Raw genomic sequence first — 19,679 nt, forward strand, 5'->3', positions numbered from 1 at the left:
GGTTTGACCAATCACCAGCGCCGCGTTGTCTTTTTTGATTTGGATGGCACGTTACACCAGCAGGATATGTTCGGTAGTTTTATACGTTATCTGCTACGTCGTCAGCCGCTGAACGCGTTGCTGGTGCTGCCTCTGCTACCGGTGATTGCGCTGGCATTGCTGATACAAGGGCGTGCCGCCCGCTGGCCAATGAGCCTGCTGTTATGGGGATGCACTTTTGGTCGCAGCGAGGCGCGTCTGAAAGCGCATCAGGCCGACTTTGTGCGCTGGTTTCGCAGTAACGTGACGGCGTTTCCGCTCGTTCAGCAGCGTCTGACAACCTACCTGTTAAGCTCTGACGCTGACATCTGGCTTATCACTGGCTCTCCGCAGTCGCTGGTCGAGCAGGTTTACTTCGACACGCCGTGGCTACCGCGAGTCAATCTGATCGCCAGCAAAATGGCGCGGGGATACGGCGGCTGGGTGTTGACTCTGCGCTGCCTGGGTCATGAGAAAGTCACTCAACTGGAGCGGCAGATTGGCGCACCGTTGTCTCTCTACAGCGGCTACAGCGACAGTAAGCAGGATAATCCGTTACTCTCTTTTTGCCAGCATCGCTGGCGCGTCACGCCGCGCGGAGAGCTGCAACAACTCGAATAGAGTAAACGATAGCGTCTGTGTATAATGCGCCCGCTTTTATTGGTGGAGTAACCCCTTTGTCAGATGTTGAATTTAGCCACGAATACTGGATGCGTCATGCTTTAACGCTGGCTAAGCGCGCCTGGGATGAGCGTGAGGTCCCGGTGGGTGCGGTATTGGTACATAACAATCGAGTGATTGGCGAAGGCTGGAACCGCCCGATAGGTCATCATGATCCGACTGCCCACGCTGAGATTATGGCGCTGCGCCAGGGCGGCCTGGTGCTGCAAAACTACCGTCTGTTAGATGCCACGCTGTACGTCACTCTGGAGCCGTGCGTGATGTGCGCAGGCGCGATGGTGCACAGCCGTATCGGTCGGGTCGTTTTTGGTGCACGCGATGCGAAAACGGGCGCTGCCGGGTCATTAATGGATGTGCTGCATCACCCAGGGATGAATCATCGGGTTGAAGTGACAGAGGGGGTACTGCGGGATGAATGTGCCACGTTGCTCAGTGATTTCTTTCGCATGCGTCGGCAGGAAATCAAGGCCCTGAAAAAATCCGCTAATCAGTAAATACCAATCAGACTACTGGCCTTCTTTCTTCTGTGCCGAAAATAGCAGGGAAGGGGAGTGCGACAGGTAGTTTGACGACGTCTGAGTCAGAAAGGCTGAAAGCGGAAATTTATCTTTACCCAACAGCTCAGCCGGCGACACCGCCGGGTAATCCTGAGCCAGTTGCTGCGTTTCCTGCGCCTGTTTTTCTTTCTCCTGCAGATACCCCACCAGGCTAATCTGGTACTTACGGATATTTTCCACATAGGCGTAAGCTTCGTGGCCACGCGCATAGCCATAGGTCAGCTTGTTGTAATACGGCTTTTGGCTGAGCAGCGGTAGCCGCTGTTTTACGTCGGACCAACTGTTTGGATTGCCTTTGGTTTTCACCGTTAGCGCCCGCGCATCAAGCATGTGCGCATAACCCATGTTATAGGCTGCAAGGGCAAACCAGATGCGTTCTCCTTCGGGGACGGTATCCGGTACTTTACTCATCATATCCTGCAAGTATCGCGCGCCGCCGCTGATACTCTGTTCGGCATCGGTACGGTCGGTCAGCCCGAGACTTTGAGCAGTATTTTTGGTCAACATCATCAGCCCGCGTACGCCGGTTGGAGAGGTGGCCTGCGCGTCCCAGTGTGATTCCTGATATGAGATAGCAGCCAGCAGTCGCCAGTCTATCTCCTGCGCATACTTCTCAAACAGCGGCTTAAGGTCCGGCAACACGCTGTCTACGGCGCGCAAAAAGGTGCGGGTATCGACATAGTCAAAATCATCGCCATGCCCGAGATATTTCTCTTCCAGCCGTGCCAGAGAACCGTCTTCATTCATGGTGTTAAAGAAATCCAACAAGGCGGCAGACAGCGTGTTGTCATCGTCCAGACGACTAAACCAGGTCACCGGCTGTTCGTCAGAGACGTCCAGCGCCACGGCCAGCTCAGGATGCACGCGTTGATATAAGCTGATGGCGACAGAATCTGCAATGGTGTAATCCAGCTTTCCGGCGATTACATCATCGAGCAATTCGGTGGTGCCCTTTTTGTCATCAACTTTCCAGCTCAGATCGGGAAATTTTTTCTCTTTTAGCTGCTGGAGGTCGTTAACCACCACGTGCCCCGGGGCGATAGTCAGTTGGCTTTCGTTCACGGTGGCAAGCGTGCGCGGGCGATATTGCCCAACCCGGTACACCAGCTGTTGTGAAACCGAATAATAGGTCGGGCCTGGCTGGTAATTTTTCACCCGCTCGCTGTTATAGACCAGGCCTGCGGCTAACAGGTCGGCATTGCCGTTATCCAGGTCGTCAAAAAGCTGGCTGATGTTCTGGCGTACGGTAACTTTTAACTTCACGCCTAAGTAGTCGGCAAATTCCTGGGCCAGTTCATAATCCAGGCCGAATTTTTTGCCGTTGAGGGTCGCGTAAGTTAACGGCGAGTCGATGGTACTGACGCGCAGCTCTCCCCGCGACTGAATGGCGGCGATACGATTTTCGGCTTTACCGAACCAGGGAATAGATGGCCAAAGGGCCGCTGCCAACAACAGCGTCAATATGCCGATGAACAGATAATTAATCTTTAATTTTTTCAATTAGTTAATTCTCTGAACCGTACGTTTTCTCTGCCTGCTGTGGTGCTGATTAAGAAGTGAAGTCGTCATTAATGAACGGCATTTTGCTTAAACTTGCGTCAGTTGGCAACTTATTCAGAAATCTGACCGCATTTGATGATAAGTGACTGTCGTGATTTTATTTCGACGCAAACGGTTTCGTCGGCGCGGTAGATTCTTTATAATGACGCCCGTTTCCCCACTTGGGCACACCGAAAGCTTAGAAGACGAGAGACTTATGATGGAAATTCTGCGTGGTTCACCTGCACTGTCTGCATTCCGTATTAACAAACTGCTGGCACGTTTTCAGGCTGCCAACCTCCAGGTCCACAATATTTACGCCGAGTACGTCCATTTTGCCGATCTGAATGCACCGTTAAATGAAGATGAGCACGCGCAGCTTGCACGCCTGCTGAAATATGGTCCTGCTCTGCAAAGCCACGCCCCGGAAGGAAAACTGCTGCTGGTTACGCCTCGCCCTGGCACCATCTCCCCGTGGTCTTCTAAAGCGACTGATATTGCCCACAACTGCGGTCTGCATCAGATTAGCCGCCTGGAACGTGGCATTGCCTGGTATGTAGAAGCCTCTACACTGACCGCTGAGCAATGGCAGATGGTGGCCGATGAACTGCACGACCGCATGATGGAAACGGTTTTCTCTGCGCTGAACGATGCCGAAAAACTGTTTGTCCATCACCAACCGGCGCCGGTCTCCAGCGTTGATCTACTGGGTGAGGGACGTCAGGCGCTGATCGACGCTAACCTGCGTCTGGGTCTGGCGCTGGCGGAAGACGAAATTGACTATCTGCAGGATGCGTTCACCAAACTGGGGCGCAACCCGAACGACATTGAACTGTACATGTTTGCGCAGGCCAACTCCGAGCACTGCCGCCACAAGATTTTTAACGCCGACTGGGTTATCGACGGTAAACAACAGCCTAAGTCGCTGTTCAAGATGATCAAGAATACCTTCGAAACCACGCCGGACCACGTGCTGTCTGCCTATAAAGACAACGCCGCGGTAATGGAAGGTTCTGAAGTGGGCCGCTATTTTGCCGATCACAAAACCGGCCGCTACGATTTCCATCAGGAACCAGCCCACATCCTGATGAAGGTAGAAACTCATAACCACCCGACGGCTATCTCTCCGTGGCCAGGTGCGGCAACCGGCTCCGGCGGAGAAATCCGCGATGAGGGTGCAACCGGTCGTGGTGCAAAACCGAAAGCCGGGCTGGTAGGCTTCTCCGTCTCCAACCTGCGTATTCCTGGCTTTGAACAGCCTTGGGAAGAGGACTTTGGTAAGCCGGATCGTATTGTCACCGCGCTCGACATCATGACCGAAGGCCCGCTGGGCGGCGCGGCGTTTAACAACGAATTTGGTCGCCCGGCGCTGACCGGCTACTTCCGTACCTATGAAGAAAAGGTCAACAGCCATAACGGCGAAGAGCTGCGCGGTTACCATAAACCGATCATGCTGGCAGGCGGGATCGGTAACATCCGTGCCGATCACGTGCAGAAAGGCGAGATCGTCGTTGGCGCCAAGCTGATCGTCCTCGGCGGCCCGGCGATGAACATTGGCCTTGGCGGCGGGGCAGCCTCCTCTATGGCTTCCGGTCAGTCTGATGCCGATCTTGATTTCGCTTCTGTACAGCGTGATAACCCGGAAATGGAACGTCGTTGCCAGGAAGTTATCGACCGTTGCTGGCAGATGGGTGATGCGAACCCAATTCTGTTTATCCATGACGTTGGCGCGGGAGGTCTGTCTAACGCCATGCCGGAGCTGGTAAGCGATGGCGGTCGCGGTGGTAAGTTCCAGCTGCGCGATATCCTCAGCGATGAGCCGGGTATGAGCCCGCTGGAAATCTGGTGTAACGAGTCCCAGGAGCGCTACGTGCTGGCGGTTGCTGCCGATCAATTGCCGCTGTTTGACGAACTGTGTAAGCGCGAGCGCGCGCCGTACGCGGTCATCGGTGAAGCAACCGAAGAACAGCATCTGACCTTGAGCGACAGCCACTTCGACAACCAGCCGATCGACATGCCACTCGATGTGCTGCTGGGTAAAACACCGAAAATGACCCGCGATGTGCAGACGCTGAAAGCCAAAGGCGATGCACTGAATCGTAGTGAAATCTCGATTGCAGATGCGGTTAACCGCGTGCTGCATCTGCCGACTGTCGCGGAGAAAACGTTCCTCGTGACTATCGGTGACCGTACCGTTACCGGTATGGTGGCGCGTGACCAGATGGTTGGTCCATGGCAGATCCCGGTCGCCAACTGCGCGGTCACTACCGCAAGCCTCGATAGCTACTACGGCGAAGCGATGTCTCTCGGCGAGCGCGCGCCAGTCGCATTGCTCGACTTCTCAGCCTCTGCGCGTCTGGCTGTCGGTGAGGCGCTGACCAACATTGCGGCAACGCAGATTGGCGATATCAAACGCATTAAACTGTCGGCCAACTGGATGGCGGCTGCGGGTCACCCTGGCGAAGACGCCGGACTGTACGAAGCGGTAAAAGCCGTTGGGGAAGAATTATGTCCGGCGCTTGGCCTGACCATTCCGGTGGGCAAAGACTCTATGTCGATGAAAACCCGCTGGCAGGAAGGCAACGAACAGCGTGAAATGACCTCGCCGCTGTCGCTGGTGATCACCGCCTTTGCCCGCGTGGAAGATGTGCGCCACACCATTACCCCGCAGCTTTCTACTGAAGACAACGCCCTGTTGCTGATTGACCTTGGTCTGGGTCACAACGCGCTTGGTGCGACGGCGCTGGCGCAGGTTTACCGTCAACTGGGGGATAAGCCTGCCGATGTGCGTAACGTAGAGCAACTGAAAGGCTTCTACGACGCCATTCAGGCACTGGTCGCACAGCGTAAGCTGCTGGCCTACCACGATCGCTCCGACGGTGGCTTGCTGGTGACGCTGGCGGAAATGGCCTTCACTGGTCACTGCGGTATTGAAGCTGATATCCACTCTCTGGGTGAAGATCGTCTGGCGGCGCTGTTTAACGAAGAGCTGGGCGCGGTGATTCAGGTTCGCGCAGGTGATCGTGAAGCGGTTGAGGCGTTGCTGGCTCAACATGGCCTGGCCGATTGCGTGCACTATCTGGGGAAAGCCGTGCAGGGCGACCGCTTCGTGGTCGAAGCAGATGGTCATGCGGTGTTCAGCGAAAGTCGCACCACGATGCGTATGTGGTGGGCGGAAACCACCTGGCAGATGCAGCGTCTGCGCGATAACCCGGAATGCGCCGATCAGGAACACGACGCTAAAACCAACGATACCGATCCGGGTCTCAACGTCAAACTGACGTTCGATATTAACGACGATGTTGCCGCGCCGTATATCGCCACCGGTGCGCGTCCGAAAGTGGCCGTGCTGCGCGAGCAGGGCGTTAACTCCCACGTCGAAATGGCGGCAGCTTTCCACCGTGCGGGCTTTGACGCCATCGATGTACACATGAGCGATCTGCTGGGGGGACGCATCGGCCTGGGTAACTTCCAGGCGCTGGTAGCCTGCGGCGGCTTCTCTTACGGCGATGTACTCGGCGCAGGGGAAGGTTGGGCGAAGTCAATTTTGTTCAACAACCGCGTGCGTGATGAGTTCGAAACCTTCTTCCATCGCCCGCAAACCTTGGCGCTCGGAGTGTGTAACGGTTGCCAGATGATGTCTAACCTGCGTGAGCTAATCCCAGGAAGCGACCTGTGGCCGCGCTTTGTGCGTAACCACTCCGACCGCTTTGAAGCCCGCTTCAGCCTGGTCGAAGTGACGCAAAGCCCGTCCTTACTGCTTGCCGATATGGTGGGGTCGATGATGCCGATTGCCGTTTCTCACGGTGAAGGTCGTGTGGAAGTGCGTGACGGTGCGCATCTGGCTCAGCTTGAGAGCAAAGGTCTGGTGGCACTGCGCTACGTCGATAACTTCGGTAAGGTGACCGAGGCTTACCCGGCTAACCCGAACGGTTCGCCGAACGGTATTACTGCTGTGACCACTGAAAATGGTCGCGTCACCATTATGATGCCGCACCCGGAACGCGTGTTCCGTACCGTGAGCAACTCCTGGCACCCGGAAAATTGGGGCGAGGACAGCCCGTGGATGCGTATCTTCCGCAACGCGCGTAAACAGCTTGGATAATTAGTCTATGATCATCAAGCCCCTCTTCGTGAGGGGCTTTTTTTTGTCTGCCGCCTGATGACGCTACGCTTATCAGGCTTTCGGGGAAATGCGGTTGTAGGCCGGATAAGGCGTTCACGCCGCTATCCGGCAATAAACTCAGCGCTTGCACCTAAAAGTAAAGTGTCGGGAAATGCCGACATAGGTAAGGTTACATTGTCGCCAAAAAGAGACATTTAATTATTTGATTTAAAACGAATTTATTTTTAAGTGTTACGGGTGTTGCTGATTGGCGACGGTGTGGGTGAAAAATAGACAATATCATTTCTCATATAAATAATCATATTTTCTATATTTATCATTGTGTTAACAAAGTGTTTTGAATATTGGCACAGATGCTGCATAATATTAACCAGTGGCTCATTCACCTTCTTATGTCAGCCCCTTCGGGACGTGCTACATAAACTTCGAATGACGCACAACAAGGTGCCTGCCGTCCAACATCTGATATTAGCGAAGCTCATATCAACCTCCGGGCGAAACGTCGAGTTAGGCACCGCCTTATTCCACAACAAAGCCGGGTTAATCCCGGCTTTGTTGTATCTGGCGTTCCCCTCAGTTAGCATCAACCTATTCCTGTCCATTGAGAGTAACGCCTTGAAGCGCTGGTCAGTTTTCCCCCGATCTTTACGTCAATTGGTGATGTTGGCATTTTTGCTGATCCTGTTGCCGTTGTTAGTTTTGGCCTGGCAGGCATGGCAAAGTCTGAATGCCCTGAGCGCGCAGGCTGCGCTGACGAACCGCACCACGCTGATTGACGCCAGACGCAGTGAAGCGATGACCAATGCTGCGCTGGAGATGGAGCGCAGCTATCGGCAATACTGTGTGCTTGATGACTCAACGTTGGCCAAGGTCTACCAAAGTCAGCGTAAACGCTACAGTGATATGCTGGATGCGCATGCGGGGGTGTTGCCAGATACCAAGCTCTACCAGGCGTTGCGTCAGGATCTTAACGATCTCGCGCAGTTGCAGTGTAAAAACAGCGGCCCTGACAGTGTGTCGGCTGCACGGCTGGAAGCGTTCGCTAATGCCAATACCGAGATGGTGCAAGCGACGCGTACCGTCGTCTTTTCTCGTGGCCAGCAGTTACAGCAGGAAATAGCCGAACGCGGGCAGTTTTTTGGCTGGCAGGCACTGGTGCTGTTTCTCCTTAGCCTGGCGATGGTGCTGTTGTTTACCCGTATGATTATCGGTCCGGTGAAGGGCATCGAACGGATGATCAATCGTCTGGGAGAAGGGCGCTCGCTGGGCGATAGCGTATTATTAACTGGGCCCCGTGAGCTGCGATCCGTGGGGCAGCGTATTATTTGGTTAAGCGAACGCCTCTCCTGGCTTGAGTCGCAGCGGCATCAGTTTTTACGCCATCTTTCTCATGAGCTGAAAACACCGCTGGCGAGTATGCGTGAAGGTACTGAATTGCTGGCCGATCAGGTAGTGGGCCCGTTAACACCGGAGCAAAAAGAGGTGGTCGGCATCCTCGATGACAGCAGCCGCAACTTGCAAAAACTGATTGAGCAGCTTCTCGATTACAACCGCAAGCTGGCGGATGACGAGGCTGAGCTTGAAAGTGTGGAAATCGCGCCGCTGGTGGAAAGCGTTGTTTCTGCGCATAGCCTGCCCGCTCGCGCCAAAATGATACATACTGATGTTGCGCTTGCGGTGAACGCCTGCCTGGCAGAACCGATGCTGTTGATGAGCGTGCTGGACAATCTTTATTCCAATGCGGTGCACTACGGCGCTGAATCCGGTAACATTTGGATCCGCAGCAGTTTGCATGGATCAATGGTATACATCGATGTAATGAATACCGGCACACCGATCCCAGAAGCAGAACAGACCATGATCTTCGAGCCTTTTTTCCAGGGTAGCCATCAGCGAAAAGGGGCGGTAAAAGGAAGCGGGTTGGGGCTAAGCATTGCCAGAGATTGCATTCGCCGTATGCGGGGCAAACTGTATCTGGTTGATGACCATGCGCAAAACGTTTGTTTTCGCATAGAACTGCCGCTAGCTGCTGCGAAAAATCACTAAAATAAATCTAAGTCTGGTGAGTATGCCATACGTTGTTGCCCGAATGCTTAAACGACATTTTCTTCATCGCGTCATCCTTGCAAGCCTGCCGTGCCTGGCACTGGTTGGTTGCGTCCCGAACGCGGTGAATCATATTATCGGCGATCCTTCGCAGGAGAAAATTCCGCCTAATCAACTGGCGGACTACCTTGCAACCGACTGTACGGATATCTGGTCGCTGTCTGGCCAGTCCACAGAAACCAACCCGTTGTACTGGCTGCGGGCGATGGACTGTGCCGATCGCATGATGCCGGTACAGGCGCGCAGTGAAGCCAGTGCTCAGCTCACGGATACCTGGCAGGGCGCTTTCAAACGCGGGATCCTGCTTGATAACGCCCGCATTACCCCGCCTGAACGGCGAGAGGCAGTTACGCGTCTCGACGCGTTAAGCCCACAAATTCCGAGTCAGGTTCGACCGCTTTATCAGGCCTGGTTCCGTAATCAAATGTTGCAGTTACAGCTTGCCGAAGAGCGCCTGCGCTACAGTAAGCTCCAGCAGTCGTCAGACAGCGATCTCGATACGCTGCGTCAACAGCAACAGCATTTGCAGTCCCAGCTCGATCTCACGACCCGCAAGCTGGAGAATCTGACCGATATTGAGCGCCAGCTTTCAACGCGCAAACCCGCCGGTAACTACAATCCTGATGCGCCGCACGGGAACGATAAACTCACTATGCCTGATAACGAAGAAGGCGCAGCGCCGTCTGCCGATGAGGTTACGCCATGATAAGCCGTAAGCCCGCGCATCTGCTGTTGGTGGATGACGATCCGGGCCTGTTGAAATTACTTGGAATGCGACTGACCAGCGAAGGCTACAGCGTCGTGACCGCGGAAAGTGGGCAGGAAGGGTTACGGGTACTGAACCGTGAAAAAGTGGATCTGGTTATCAGCGATCTGCGCATGGATGAAATGGACGGCATGCAGCTGTTTACTGAAATCCAGAAAGTGCAGCCGGGCATGCCAGTGATTATCCTGACCGCTCACGGCTCCATCCCGGACGCCGTTGCGGCGACCCAGCAAGGGGTGTTCAGTTTTCTCACTAAGCCAGTCGACAAGGATGCGTTATATCACGCGATTGACGGGGCGCTGGAACAGTTTGCGCCTGCTACTGATGACAGTTGGCGTGAGTCCATTGTCACCCGCAGCCCGCTGATGCTACGTCTGCTGGAACAGGCGCGAATGGTGGCGCAATCGGATGTTAGTGTCTTGATCAACGGCCAAAGCGGAACCGGGAAAGAAGTTTTCGCCCAGGCTATTCACAACGCCAGCCCGCGCAGCCACAAGCCCTTTATTGCCATTAACTGTGGCGCGTTGCCGGAACAACTGCTGGAGTCTGAACTGTTTGGTCATGCGCGCGGCGCTTTTACCGGCGCGGTGAGTAATCGTGAAGGGTTGTTTCAGGCCGCGGAAGGCGGCACGCTTTTTCTCGATGAGATTGGCGATATGCCTGCACCGTTACAGGTGAAACTGCTGCGCGTATTGCAGGAACGAAAAGTCAGACCGTTGGGCAGTAACCGCGATATCGACATTGATGTGCGGATCGTTTCTGCGACCCACCGCGATTTACCCAAAGCGATGGCTCGGGGCGAATTTCGCGAGGATTTGTACTATCGCCTCAACGTGGTGAGCCTGAAGATCCCTGCGCTGGCCGAGCGTACGGAAGATATTCCGCTGCTGGCGAACCATCTGCTGCGCCAGTCTGCTGAACGGCACAAACCGTTCGTACGCGCCTTTTCAACCGATGCCATGAAGCGGTTAATGACCGCCAGCTGGCCGGGCAACGTGCGTCAACTGGTCAACGTAATTGAGCAGTGCGTGGCGTTGACCTCTTCGCCGGTGATCAGCGATGCGCTGGTGGAGCAGGCGCTGGAAGGGGAAAACACCGCGCTGCCGACATTTGTTGAGGCGCGTAACCAGTTTGAGCTTAACTATCTGCGTAAGCTGCTGCAAATCACCAAGGGCAATGTGACTCACGCGGCAAGAATGGCGGGGCGCAACCGCACCGAATTCTATAAGTTGCTTTCTCGACACGAGCTGGATGCAAACGATTTCAAAGAATAAATCTGCGGATTATGTTAGCTTTATTCGATCAAAAGACAGGCGACCTTTTCAAGGAATAGCATGAAAAAGATTGATGCGATTATTAAACCCTTCAAGCTGGACGACGTCCGCGAAGCGCTGGCAGAAGTCGGTATCACCGGGATGACGGTAACGGAAGTGAAAGGCTTTGGCCGTCAGAAAGGCCATACCGAGCTGTACCGTGGCGCGGAATATATGGTGGATTTTCTGCCGAAGGTAAAAATTGAAATTGTGGTTACCGACGACATCGTCGATACCTGCGTCGACACCATTATCCGTACTGCCCAGACCGGCAAGATTGGCGACGGTAAGATTTTTGTCTTCGACGTGGCTCGCGTTATTCGTATTCGTACCGGTGAAGAAGACGACGCGGCAATCTAAGCCGCGCCGTTAATTTGTCGGCCTGACAAGCGTAGCGCATCAGGCCGAGTGATTGCCGGATGGCGGCGTAAACGCCTTATCCGGCCTACTCGCGTAATACATTACAAGACTTTATGCGGACCGAAGCATTCGTAATGAATGTTCTCGTTTTTCACGCCCAGGCCGACCAGCTGCTTCGCGGCGAACTGCATGAAACCAACCGGACCGCACAGATAAAACTGCATCGCCGGATCGCTGATTGCGCTTTCCAGCTTGTTCAAATCCATCAGACCTACGCTATCAAACGCACCTTTCGCGCGATCGGCTTCGGTTGGCTCACGATACCAGGTGTGCGCACTAAAGCGTGGCAGCGTTTTGCCGAGTTCATTTACTTCATCAGCGAAGGCATGTACATCGCCATTTTCTGCCGCGTGGAACCAGTTAACCTGCGCCGTATGCTTCGCTTTTGCCAACGTGTCCAGCATCGCCAGCATTGGGGTTTGTCCCACGCCCGCGGAGATCAGAGATACCGGGGTGTCGGTCGCGACGTCCATAAAGAAATCGCCCGCAGGTGCGGCCAGGTGAACAACGTCGCCAACATTCGCATGGTTGTGCAGCCAGGTGGAAACCTGACCACCGTCTTCACGCTTAACGGCAATACGATAGCCTTTGCCATCAGGCTTACGGGTCAGTGAGTACTGACGAATTTCCTGATGCGGGAAACCTTCCGGCTTCAGCCAGACGCCCAGGTATTGTCCCGGATGATATTCAGCTACTGCGCCACCATCGACAGGTTCAAACTCAAAGCTGGTGATCAGTGCACTGCGTGGGGTTTTTGCCACGATGCGGAAAGGACGGGTACCTTCCCAGCCGCCATTTTTATTGGCATTTTCGCTATAGATTTGCGCTTCACGGTTGATGAAAACGTTCGCCAGTACGCCATACGCTTTACCCCACGCATCCAGAACTTCTTGGCCTGGGCTGAACATTTCGTCCAGCGTTGCCAGCAAATGACCACCCACGATGTTGTACTGCTCTGGTTTAATCTGGAAACTGGTATGCTTTTGCGCGATTTTCTCAACCGCTGGCAACAGCGCCGCCAGGTTTTCGATATTGCTGGCATACGCGGCAATCGCGTTAAACAGCGCCTCGCGCTGATCGCCATTACGCTGGTTACTCATGTTGAAAATTTCTTTCAGCTCTGGGTTATGCGTAAACATGCGATCATAGAAATGTGCGGTCAGCTTCGGACCTGTTTCAACCAGCAGGGGAATGGTGGCTTTCACTGTAGCGATGGTTTGTGCGTCAAGCATACGGTCTTCCTTTATCTGAGACTTTAATGATGTATGTCAAATACATCTTATAAAAAATACCCCTGCATTGTAAATGGTTCTTTGTAACTTTGCGTTGTAAAGGTTACATCGTGAAAAATCTGCATCACAAACCTGAAAAGAAATCCGTTGAAATTCAGCAGACCTTTGTTCTCCAAAGCCTTGCGTGCCGTGAAGGTAATCGTTTGCGTAAAATCCTTTGTCAAGACCTGTTATCGAAGAATGATTCGGTTATACTGTTGGCCGTCGTCCAACGGGACTGCCTTTTTAGGCCGAAATTCTATTGTTAGCTGAGTCAGGAGATGCGGATGTTAAAGCGTGAAATGAACATTGCCGATTATGATGCCGAACTGTGGCAGGCTATGGAGCAGGAAAAAGTACGTCAGGAAGAGCACATCGAACTGATCGCCTCCGAAAACTACACCAGCCCGCGTGTTATGCAGGCGCAGGGTTCTCAGCTGACCAACAAATATGCTGAAGGTTATCCGGGCAAACGCTACTACGGCGGTTGCGAGTACGTTGATATCGTTGAGCAACTGGCTATCGATCGTGCAAAAGAGCTGTTTGGCGCTGACTACGCTAACGTACAGCCGCACTCTGGTTCTCAGGCTAACTTCGCTGTTTACACCGCTCTGCTGCAACCGGGCGATACCGTTCTGGGTATGAACCTGGCACAAGGCGGCCACCTGACTCACGGCTCCCCGGTTAACTTCTCCGGCAAACTGTACAACATCATCCCTTACGGTATTGATGAGTCCGGCAAAATTGACTACGAAGACATGGCGAAGCAGGCCAAAGAGCACAAACCGAAGATGATCATCGGTGGCTTCTCTGCTTACTCCGGCGTTGTTGACTGGGCAAAAATGCGCGAAATCGCCGACAGCATCGGTGCATACCTGTTCGTCGATATGGCGCACGTTGCGGGGCTGATTGCCGCAGGCGTTTATCCGAACCCGGTTCCACACGCACACGTTGTGACCACCACCACCCACAAAACCCTGGCGGGTCCACGCGGTGGCCTGATCCTGGCGAAAGGCGGTGACGAAGAGCTGTACAAAAAACTGAACTCTGCTGTGTTCCCAAGCGCGCAGGGCGGCCCGCTGATGCACGTGATCGCAGCGAAAGCCGTGGCGCTGAAAGAAGCGATGGAGCCTGAGTTCAAGGTTTACCAGCAGCAGGTTGCTAAAAACGCCAAAGCGATGGTGGAAGTGTTCCTGAACCGTGGCTACAAAGTGGTTTCTGGCGGTACTGAAAACCACCTGTTCCTGCTGGATCTGGTTGATAAAAACCTGACCGGTAAAGAAGCTGATGCCGCGCTGGGCCGCGCTAACATCACCGTTAACAAAAACAGCGTACCGAACGATCCGAAGAGCCCGTTTGTGACTTCCGGTATCCGTATCGGTTCTCCGGCAATCACTCGCCGTGGCTTCAAAGAAGCGGAAGCGAAAGAGCTGGCTGGCTGGATGTGTGATGTGCTGGACAACATCAATGACGAAGCCGTAATCGAGCGCGTCAAAGGTAAAGTTCTGGATATCTGCGCACGCTTCCCGGTTTACGCGTAAGCCATACTGATTGCTGGATGGCGGTGTAAACACCTTATCCGGCCTACAGGTAACTCACATGTAGGCCGGATAAACGAAGTGCCATCCGGCAGTTATATTGACTTAAGCAAGATTGTTTCATCGACTAAAGCCGCCATTGGTGGCTTTTTCTTTGCCTGAATCCATTTTCTCAATAAACGTATTTCTCGGCCCTGATTCAACGTTACTGCGCCGACAATCACGCCATCCTGCAGGTTAAACCATATTGCTTTATGCGCATCTGAATTGCCGCGTATGAACCAGCTTTCTCCCTGCATATCGCCAACAAATTGTAGGTTGTCATTAAATTGGTCGGTCCAGAACCAGCCAGGTGTCTTCTCCGGCAACGGCAGATTTAGCATTGCGGCGGCGGCAATCTGTGCCTGAAAATTGGCGTTTTCCCAGCTTTCCATGCGTACTAACGAACCGTCGGGCTTGCGCGTTATCGCTACGTCACCGGCGGCGAAAATGTCCGGATCGGAGGTGGTGCAGGCGCTATCAACGATAATGCCGTTCGCCGTCTCCAGCCCCGCTTCGCGGGCCAGCGCATCATTCGCCACGATACCGATGCCGTAAACCATTACATCGGCCAGCAGCGTCTCGCCGTTTTGCAGGGTGAGCGAGAGACACTCTCTCGCTTCGGCGTGTTCAATGGCGCTGTTGAGTAACACCCGCACGCCCGCCTGCTGGTGGCGGGCAAGCAGGTAGTCGCGCACCGGAGCAGGCGCGTTACGGCCCATGACCGTTGGTGCCAGCTCCACCACTGTCACCTGACAGCCTCGTTGAGTCGCGCTGGCCGCCAGTTCCAGACCAATGGTGCCCGCACCGACAATGACAATCGACTTACCCGGCAACAAAGTGTCGCGCAGGCGCTCAGCATCAGCGGCATGACGCAGAGTAAAGCATCGATCGCCCAGCTTATCCAACAGCGGAAGGGGGCGTGCCGCAGCGCCCGTCGCAATCAGTAGCCGATCCCACGGATAACTCTGCCCATCAGCCAGCACCAACTGATGCGTTTGGCGGCCGAGCGTCTGTACAGTAACACCCAGATGCAGCTGTACGTTGTGTTCCCGCCACCAGCCAGCGGGGAGTATCGGCTGAAGTTGCGGATTGTCGTCCAGCAGCATCGCTTTGGAGAGCGGTGGACGTTCATAGGGCTGATGCTGCTCATCGGAAAACAGGTGTAATTCGCCGTCAAATCCCTGCTGGCGCAGTGCGGCGGCAGCCATAGCAGCAGCCTGACCGCCGCCGACGATAGCGATAGTTTTTTTGTTCATAACGCCTCCTCAGAGATCCAGTCCGGCGGCAACGTGACGAATACCGCGAATACCCAGACCGGCGTCGGCATTGATCATTACGCCACTTAATGTGCGGTTGTTGCGTTTTGACGCCAGCATCACATACGGACCGGTAAAATCCGCAGGTTCAGGGAAGAACTGTAGCGGCAAAATAGCGGCGATTTTTTCTGGCGTCAGCGACTGCATAATCGATGTATCGTTTTGTCCCAACGCCTGCGGGCCGCGTAGATCTGTCGCCATACCGCACGGACCGACACCGTTAACACGTACCTTTGGCGCCAGCTCGTAGGCCAACTGGCGAATCAGCCCGGTAGCTGCATGTTTAGAGGCGGTATACAACGGCCCGCCGCCGCCGGGATACCACGACGCATTGGACAGGGTAAAGATGATGCTGCCTTCGCTGGCGATAAGTGCGGGGGCACAGGCTTTCGCCCCCAGCAGATAACCCAGCACGTTGACGTTAAACAGCTCATGAAAGCCGCTCTCCAGTGCGTCTGCAGGCGTATTGACCAGCGAGGCGTTGTGATCCCATATGCCCGCATTACCGATAAAACAGTCCAACGTACCGTAATTCATCAGGATTTGATCCACCGCGCGCTGATAGTCGGCGTAGCAGGTGACGTTGCCTTCGATTGCCAGTACATGTTCGCCAAAGCGCTGACGCAGACTGGCAACTTTAGCTGGCGACAGTTCCAGCGTGGCGACCCGCGCACCTTCTTCGATGAAACGCTCGACCAGCGCCAGGCCAAGGCCGGAGCCGCCGCCAGTGATAAAGACCACGTTATCGCGTAAATCGCTCATCTGGCGTCCTCCGGAATATCAACAAACACATCGCTACCGTCCACATATACTGCGTAGGTGGTTAGCGGATCGGTGGCGGGTAAACACAACGCCTTGCCGGTTTTCAGGCAGAAGCTGGCGGCATGCAGTGGGCATTCCACCGTAGCGTCGTCTTCCAGATAGCCTTCCGACATCGAGGCGTTACCGTGGCTACAGCGATCGTTAATGGCATAGAACTCGCCGCCAACGTTGAACAGCGCGATGACGGGCGAGGTATCAAGCCGGAGCGCTTCACCCTCCGGTAAATCCCCTACAGGGCAGGCATAAACACGACTCATCAGAACAGTACACTCAGGTTATGGGAGGTGATCACCGCTTGATCCAGCACGATCTCACGCGACAGTAAGCGCCACTCATCGCCGGGCAAACGACGGACTTTGTCCACGCGCATGCCGACGTAAAAGGTTTCATCGCGCTCTTTTTGCGCGCGATACAGCAGATAGTTGAGGCGCACGGCGAACACGTCGGGCACGTCGGTTTCGCTGATTTGTAAGTTGCTAATCAGATGACGAGTACGCGACGGCGGCTCTTCCGCCCAGGCCATGCCGGTTTCCAGCCGCGCGATGCGGCGCTCAAGCTGGTCTTTGTTGTCGTTGAAAATCCAGGTGGTTGGTGGCTGCACGCCTTTGCGGCGGTCGCGCGTCTGGGCGTTGACCGTGGTACGCATGGTGTAGCGAATGTCGTCATCCAGTTGCGCCAGCCAGTCGCGAAACTGCCAGTCGTCGAGCATACGCGCTTCTTCATACAGAAACTGGCTGATGCGATGATGCAGTTCAAGAGAAACTAAAGCGCTCATTTCATCACCTCCTGCTGGTAGGCGGCGGTTTTCTTGTGCACTTCCTGCCAGCTTTCGCTGCTGAGCAAATCGGCCCAGCGTTGGTACATGCCACGCGCGGCGGTTTCCGAAAAGATGTAGTTGGTGATCCCCGGAATGCCGTCTTCACGGCGTTTCTCCTGGCCAAGCCCCATTTCCAGACACAATTTCGTATTGCGTGCGCGATGACCTTTCAGCAGTTTTTGAATTTCACACCAGTTTTCCGAGTCGTCCTGCTCCAGGAACCCGGCGGGGCCAAAAGCCCGCGTGGCGCTGTTTTCAAACGCGGCTTTCACTTCATCAGAGGCGGCTTTATCGGTAATACAGAACGCCCACACCTCAACCTGGTCCGGCCCACGCGGGTGCCAGACGCGCAGCGTGGCGGTACCGTTGAGCCAGGAAAGCGTTGGGAAAATGTTGTTGTGACCGGCCAGACGCAGGGCGCGAACCTTGCCCAAGCGTTGTTCGGCTTCCGCGTAGGTGTCGCGGTAGTAGCTGGAGACCTCACCATCGACCCAGACGTTGGCATCGGGATTCTCAGTAAAGAAAAATCCGCTGCCGTGCCCGTCCTGACCGAACTGTAGCGCGTCTTTGGCGGTTTCCCACACCGGGCGGGCGGTCTGACCATCGCCGAGGCGCTTATCGCTACCGTCGTCTTTCGCTCCCAGCACCTGCACCGCAGAGGCATGACTGAACAGCGCGTGATACTGGTCGCTGGCAAACTGTTCGGCGGGGAATTTCCAGTTACAATCGATGGTCCACTTTTGTACGCCACCGACGATTTCGGTGCCGCCTTCACGACGATCGAGTACGCCGTCGAGATACCAGGCGATGTCGCCGAGATAATCGCCAAGCGCAGGCGCGGAGGTATCCCAGTTACCGAAAATCAGTCCCTTGTAGCTCTCTACGCCAGGCACTTCGTTCAGCCCCCAGTGCGATTTGCATAAACCTTGCGGATAAGCGCGCGGCTCCAGCGGGACGTCGATCAGCTCGCCGTTAATACCGTAAGACCAGCCATGATACGGGCAGGTAAAGGCGCGGGTATTGCCGCAGTCGGCGTAGCTGACGCGCATCGCACGGTGGCGACACTGGTTGAGAAACGCTTTGATGCTGCCGTCTTTCTGGCGAACCACCACCACCGCATCCTCGCCCATGTAGGTGTTAAAAAAATCACCGGGTTTAGGGATTTGGCTTTCGTGGGCGAGAAATAGCCAGCAGCGTCCGAAGATGCGTTCCAGCTCCAGTTGGTAAATTTCAGGGTCGGTATAAATTCGTGGGGTTACGCGACCGTTTTGCGTGTCGATCAGTTGGTAGATGTCTAAATTTGAGGGTGTGGTCATATTTTTTAATCCTGAAAGCTAAGATGTATTGACCTTCTTTTTTTGTACCCTAAGGATGTTGCTGGTTAGTTATCAATCTGTGAAATAGTAAATTTCTACCAGTTGAGACATTTTTTCGATAACAAGGAGAAGGGCATGGAACTGAGGCACTTACGCTATTTCGTAGCAGTGGCGCAGGCGCTGAATTTCACCCGAGCGGCAGAAAAGCTGCATACCTCTCAGCCGTCATTAAGCAGCCAGATCCGCGATCTTGAAACCTGCGTGGGCGTTCCGTTGCTGGTGCGGGATAAACGAAAAGTTGCGCTGACGGCGGCCGGTGAGTGCTTTTTACAGGATGCGCTGGCGATCCTCGAACAGGCGGAAAACGCCAAAGTTCGTGCCCGTAGAACGGTGCAGGAAGATAATCATTTCTCCATTGGCTTTGTCCCTTCCGCAGAGGTCAATCTGTTACCGAAGGTGCTGCCTTTGTTTCGTTTAAAACAACCTGATACGCACATTGAACTGGTGAGTCTGATCACCACCGAGCAGGAAGAGAAGATCCTCAGCGGAGAGCTGGACGTTGGCTTAATGCGCCACCCGGTGTACAGCCCGGATCTCGATTATCTGGAGCTGATTCATGAGCCGTTGGTAGTTGTGTTACCGGTGAATCATCCGTTAGCTGATGAGCAGGCAATCTCCGCAGAACAACTACACGGCGTGAATTTTGTCAGCACCGATCCGGCCTATTCCGGCGCGTTAGCGATGATTGTCAAAAACTGGTTTCAGCAGCAAAAAAGCCAGCCTAACATTGTGCAAGTGGCAACCAACATTCTGGTGACCATGAACCTGGTCGGCATGGGGTTGGGGGTGACTTTGATACCCGGTTATATGAATAATTTTAATACCGGACAGGTGGTTTTTCGGCCAATTATTGGTGATGTCCCAACCATCGCGTTGCTGATGGCGTGGAAAAAAGGATCGCTCAAACCGGCACTGACCGATTTTATCGCCACGGTACATGAACGTTTGGCCGTGAGTCTGACGGTGTAATG

Annotated in this window: 16 protein-coding genes; 9 read left to right on the plus strand and 7 right to left on the minus strand. The window is 54.5% G+C overall.

The features are described 5' to 3' along the window. Positions 1–3 precede the first annotated feature (3 nt). Both yfhb and tadA read left to right on the plus strand, forming a co-directional pair. Positions 4–639, plus strand: coding sequence for a phosphatidylglycerophosphatase C (yfhb, locus tag GFB57_RS10695; protein ID WP_003037603.1), 636 nt, complete (start codon positions 4–6; stop codon positions 637–639). A 17-nt stretch (positions 640–656) separates the two neighbouring features. After that, positions 657–1,193, plus strand: coding sequence for a tRNA adenosine(34) deaminase TadA (gene tadA, locus GFB57_RS10700; protein WP_071524296.1), 537 nt, complete (start codon positions 657–659; stop codon positions 1,191–1,193). 12 nt (positions 1,194–1,205) lie between these two features. On the opposite strand, the gene mltF is transcribed toward tadA, so the two are convergent. After that, positions 1,206–2,756, minus strand: a complete 1,551-nt coding sequence (gene mltF / locus GFB57_RS10705) for a membrane-bound lytic murein transglycosylase MltF (protein WP_003037607.1) — start codon at positions 2,754–2,756, stop codon at positions 1,206–1,208. A gap of 256 nt (positions 2,757–3,012) precedes the next feature. Here mltF and purL point away from each other — a divergent pair, with 256 nt between their 5' ends. The 5 genes from purL to glnB all read left to right on the plus strand — a co-directional run bounded on the left by purL (position 3,013) and on the right by glnB (position 11,466). After that, on the plus strand, positions 3,013–6,900 hold the full coding sequence (gene purL / locus GFB57_RS10710) for a phosphoribosylformylglycinamidine synthase (RefSeq protein ID WP_008319631.1): 3,888 nt from the start codon (positions 3,013–3,015) through the stop codon (positions 6,898–6,900). A 636-nt stretch (positions 6,901–7,536) separates the two neighbouring features. Then, positions 7,537–8,967, plus strand: a complete 1,431-nt coding sequence (gene qseE, locus GFB57_RS10715; protein ID WP_003037614.1) for a two component system sensor histidine kinase QseE/GlrK — start codon at positions 7,537–7,539, stop codon at positions 8,965–8,967. A 22-nt stretch (positions 8,968–8,989) separates the two neighbouring features. Then, entirely contained in the window at positions 8,990–9,733 is a 744-nt protein-coding gene (qseG, locus tag GFB57_RS10720; protein ID WP_003037617.1) for a two-component system QseEF-associated lipoprotein QseG, read from the plus strand. Continuing rightward, positions 9,733–11,067, plus strand: coding sequence for a two-component system response regulator GlrR (gene glrR, locus GFB57_RS10725; protein WP_304411975.1), 1,335 nt, complete (start codon positions 9,733–9,735; stop codon positions 11,065–11,067). Before qseG ends, glrR begins: the two co-directional genes overlap by 1 nt. 60 nt (positions 11,068–11,127) lie before the next feature. Beyond that, positions 11,128–11,466 carry a nitrogen regulatory protein P-II gene (glnB, locus tag GFB57_RS10730; RefSeq protein WP_002914032.1) on the plus strand — a complete coding sequence of 113 codons (339 nt, stop codon included), beginning with the start codon at positions 11,128–11,130 and terminating at the stop codon, positions 11,464–11,466. A 101-nt stretch (positions 11,467–11,567) separates the two neighbouring features. Here the strand turns inward: glnB and hmpA are convergent, their stop codons facing one another. After that, complete coding sequence (gene hmpA / locus GFB57_RS10735) at positions 11,568–12,758, minus strand: NO-inducible flavohemoprotein (RefSeq protein WP_003037624.1); 1,191 nt, start codon at positions 12,756–12,758, stop codon at positions 11,568–11,570. Between the two features lie 326 nt (positions 12,759–13,084). Here hmpA and glyA point away from each other — a divergent pair, with 326 nt between their 5' ends. Then, positions 13,085–14,338 (plus strand): serine hydroxymethyltransferase, encoded by a 1,254-nt coding sequence (glyA, locus tag GFB57_RS10740; protein ID WP_003037627.1) that lies wholly within the window; start codon positions 13,085–13,087, stop codon positions 14,336–14,338. Between the two features lie 92 nt (positions 14,339–14,430). On the opposite strand, the gene hcaD is transcribed toward glyA, so the two are convergent. From hcaD to hcaE, 5 genes are read right to left on the minus strand one after another with little or no spacing between them, the layout of a single operon-like run. Continuing rightward, on the minus strand, positions 14,431–15,633 hold the full coding sequence (hcaD, locus tag GFB57_RS10745) for a phenylpropionate dioxygenase ferredoxin reductase subunit (protein WP_003037629.1): 1,203 nt from the start codon (positions 15,631–15,633) through the stop codon (positions 14,431–14,433). Positions 15,634–15,642: 9 nt separating this feature from the next. Further along, positions 15,643–16,455: a 3-phenylpropionate-dihydrodiol/cinnamic acid-dihydrodiol dehydrogenase gene (hcaB, locus tag GFB57_RS10750; protein WP_003037631.1), complete on the minus strand. Its 813-nt coding sequence runs from the start codon at positions 16,453–16,455 to the stop codon at positions 15,643–15,645. Then, positions 16,452–16,772, minus strand: a complete 321-nt coding sequence (hcaC, locus tag GFB57_RS10755; RefSeq protein WP_003037633.1) for a 3-phenylpropionate/cinnamic acid dioxygenase ferredoxin subunit — start codon at positions 16,770–16,772, stop codon at positions 16,452–16,454. The genes hcaB and hcaC overlap by 4 nt, the downstream gene beginning before the upstream one ends. Beyond that, the gene (hcaF, locus tag GFB57_RS10760) at positions 16,772–17,290 is read right to left on the minus strand and encodes a 3-phenylpropionate/cinnamic acid dioxygenase subunit beta (RefSeq protein ID WP_003037635.1); all 519 of its coding nucleotides are present in this window, start codon (positions 17,288–17,290) and stop codon (positions 16,772–16,774) included. The genes hcaC and hcaF overlap by 1 nt, the downstream gene beginning before the upstream one ends. Further along, positions 17,287–18,648: a 3-phenylpropionate/cinnamic acid dioxygenase subunit alpha gene (gene hcaE / locus GFB57_RS10765; RefSeq protein WP_003037637.1), complete on the minus strand. Its 1,362-nt coding sequence runs from the start codon at positions 18,646–18,648 to the stop codon at positions 17,287–17,289. The genes hcaF and hcaE overlap by 4 nt, the downstream gene beginning before the upstream one ends. Before the next feature lie 135 nt (positions 18,649–18,783). On the opposite strand from hcaE, the gene hcaR reads away from it, so the two are divergent. Next, on the plus strand, positions 18,784–19,677 hold the full coding sequence (gene hcaR / locus GFB57_RS10770) for a DNA-binding transcriptional regulator HcaR (RefSeq protein WP_003037638.1): 894 nt from the start codon (positions 18,784–18,786) through the stop codon (positions 19,675–19,677). Positions 19,678–19,679: the final 2 nt, after the last annotated feature.

This window comes from Citrobacter sp. S39 (assembly GCF_009495675.1).
In the GTDB taxonomy this organism is placed as follows: domain Bacteria; phylum Pseudomonadota; class Gammaproteobacteria; order Enterobacterales; family Enterobacteriaceae; genus Citrobacter; species Citrobacter freundii.

Bases quoted from the DNA above. Each gene is read 5' to 3' on its own strand.
- purL (WP_008319631.1), top strand. From the start codon at position 3,013: ATGATGGAAATTCTGCGTGGTTCACCTGCACTGTCTGCATTCCGTATT.
- qseG (WP_003037617.1), top strand. From the start codon at position 8,990: ATGCCATACGTTGTTGCCCGAATGCTTAAACGACATTTTCTTCATCGC.
- glnB (WP_002914032.1), top strand. From the start codon at position 11,128: ATGAAAAAGATTGATGCGATTATTAAACCCTTCAAGCTGGACGACGTC.
- hmpA (WP_003037624.1), bottom strand. From the start codon at position 12,758: ATGCTTGACGCACAAACCATCGCTACAGTGAAAGCCACCATTCCCCTG.
- glyA (WP_003037627.1), top strand. From the start codon at position 13,085: ATGTTAAAGCGTGAAATGAACATTGCCGATTATGATGCCGAACTGTGG.
- hcaD (WP_003037629.1), bottom strand. From the start codon at position 15,633: ATGAACAAAAAAACTATCGCTATCGTCGGCGGCGGTCAGGCTGCTGCT.
- hcaB (WP_003037631.1), bottom strand. From the start codon at position 16,455: ATGAGCGATTTACGCGATAACGTGGTCTTTATCACTGGCGGCGGCTCC.
- hcaC (WP_003037633.1), bottom strand. From the start codon at position 16,772: ATGAGTCGTGTTTATGCCTGCCCTGTAGGGGATTTACCGGAGGGTGAA.
- hcaF (WP_003037635.1), bottom strand. From the start codon at position 17,290: ATGAGCGCTTTAGTTTCTCTTGAACTGCATCATCGCATCAGCCAGTTT.
- hcaE (WP_003037637.1), bottom strand. From the start codon at position 18,648: ATGACCACACCCTCAAATTTAGACATCTACCAACTGATCGACACGCAA.
- hcaR (WP_003037638.1), top strand. From the start codon at position 18,784: ATGGAACTGAGGCACTTACGCTATTTCGTAGCAGTGGCGCAGGCGCTG.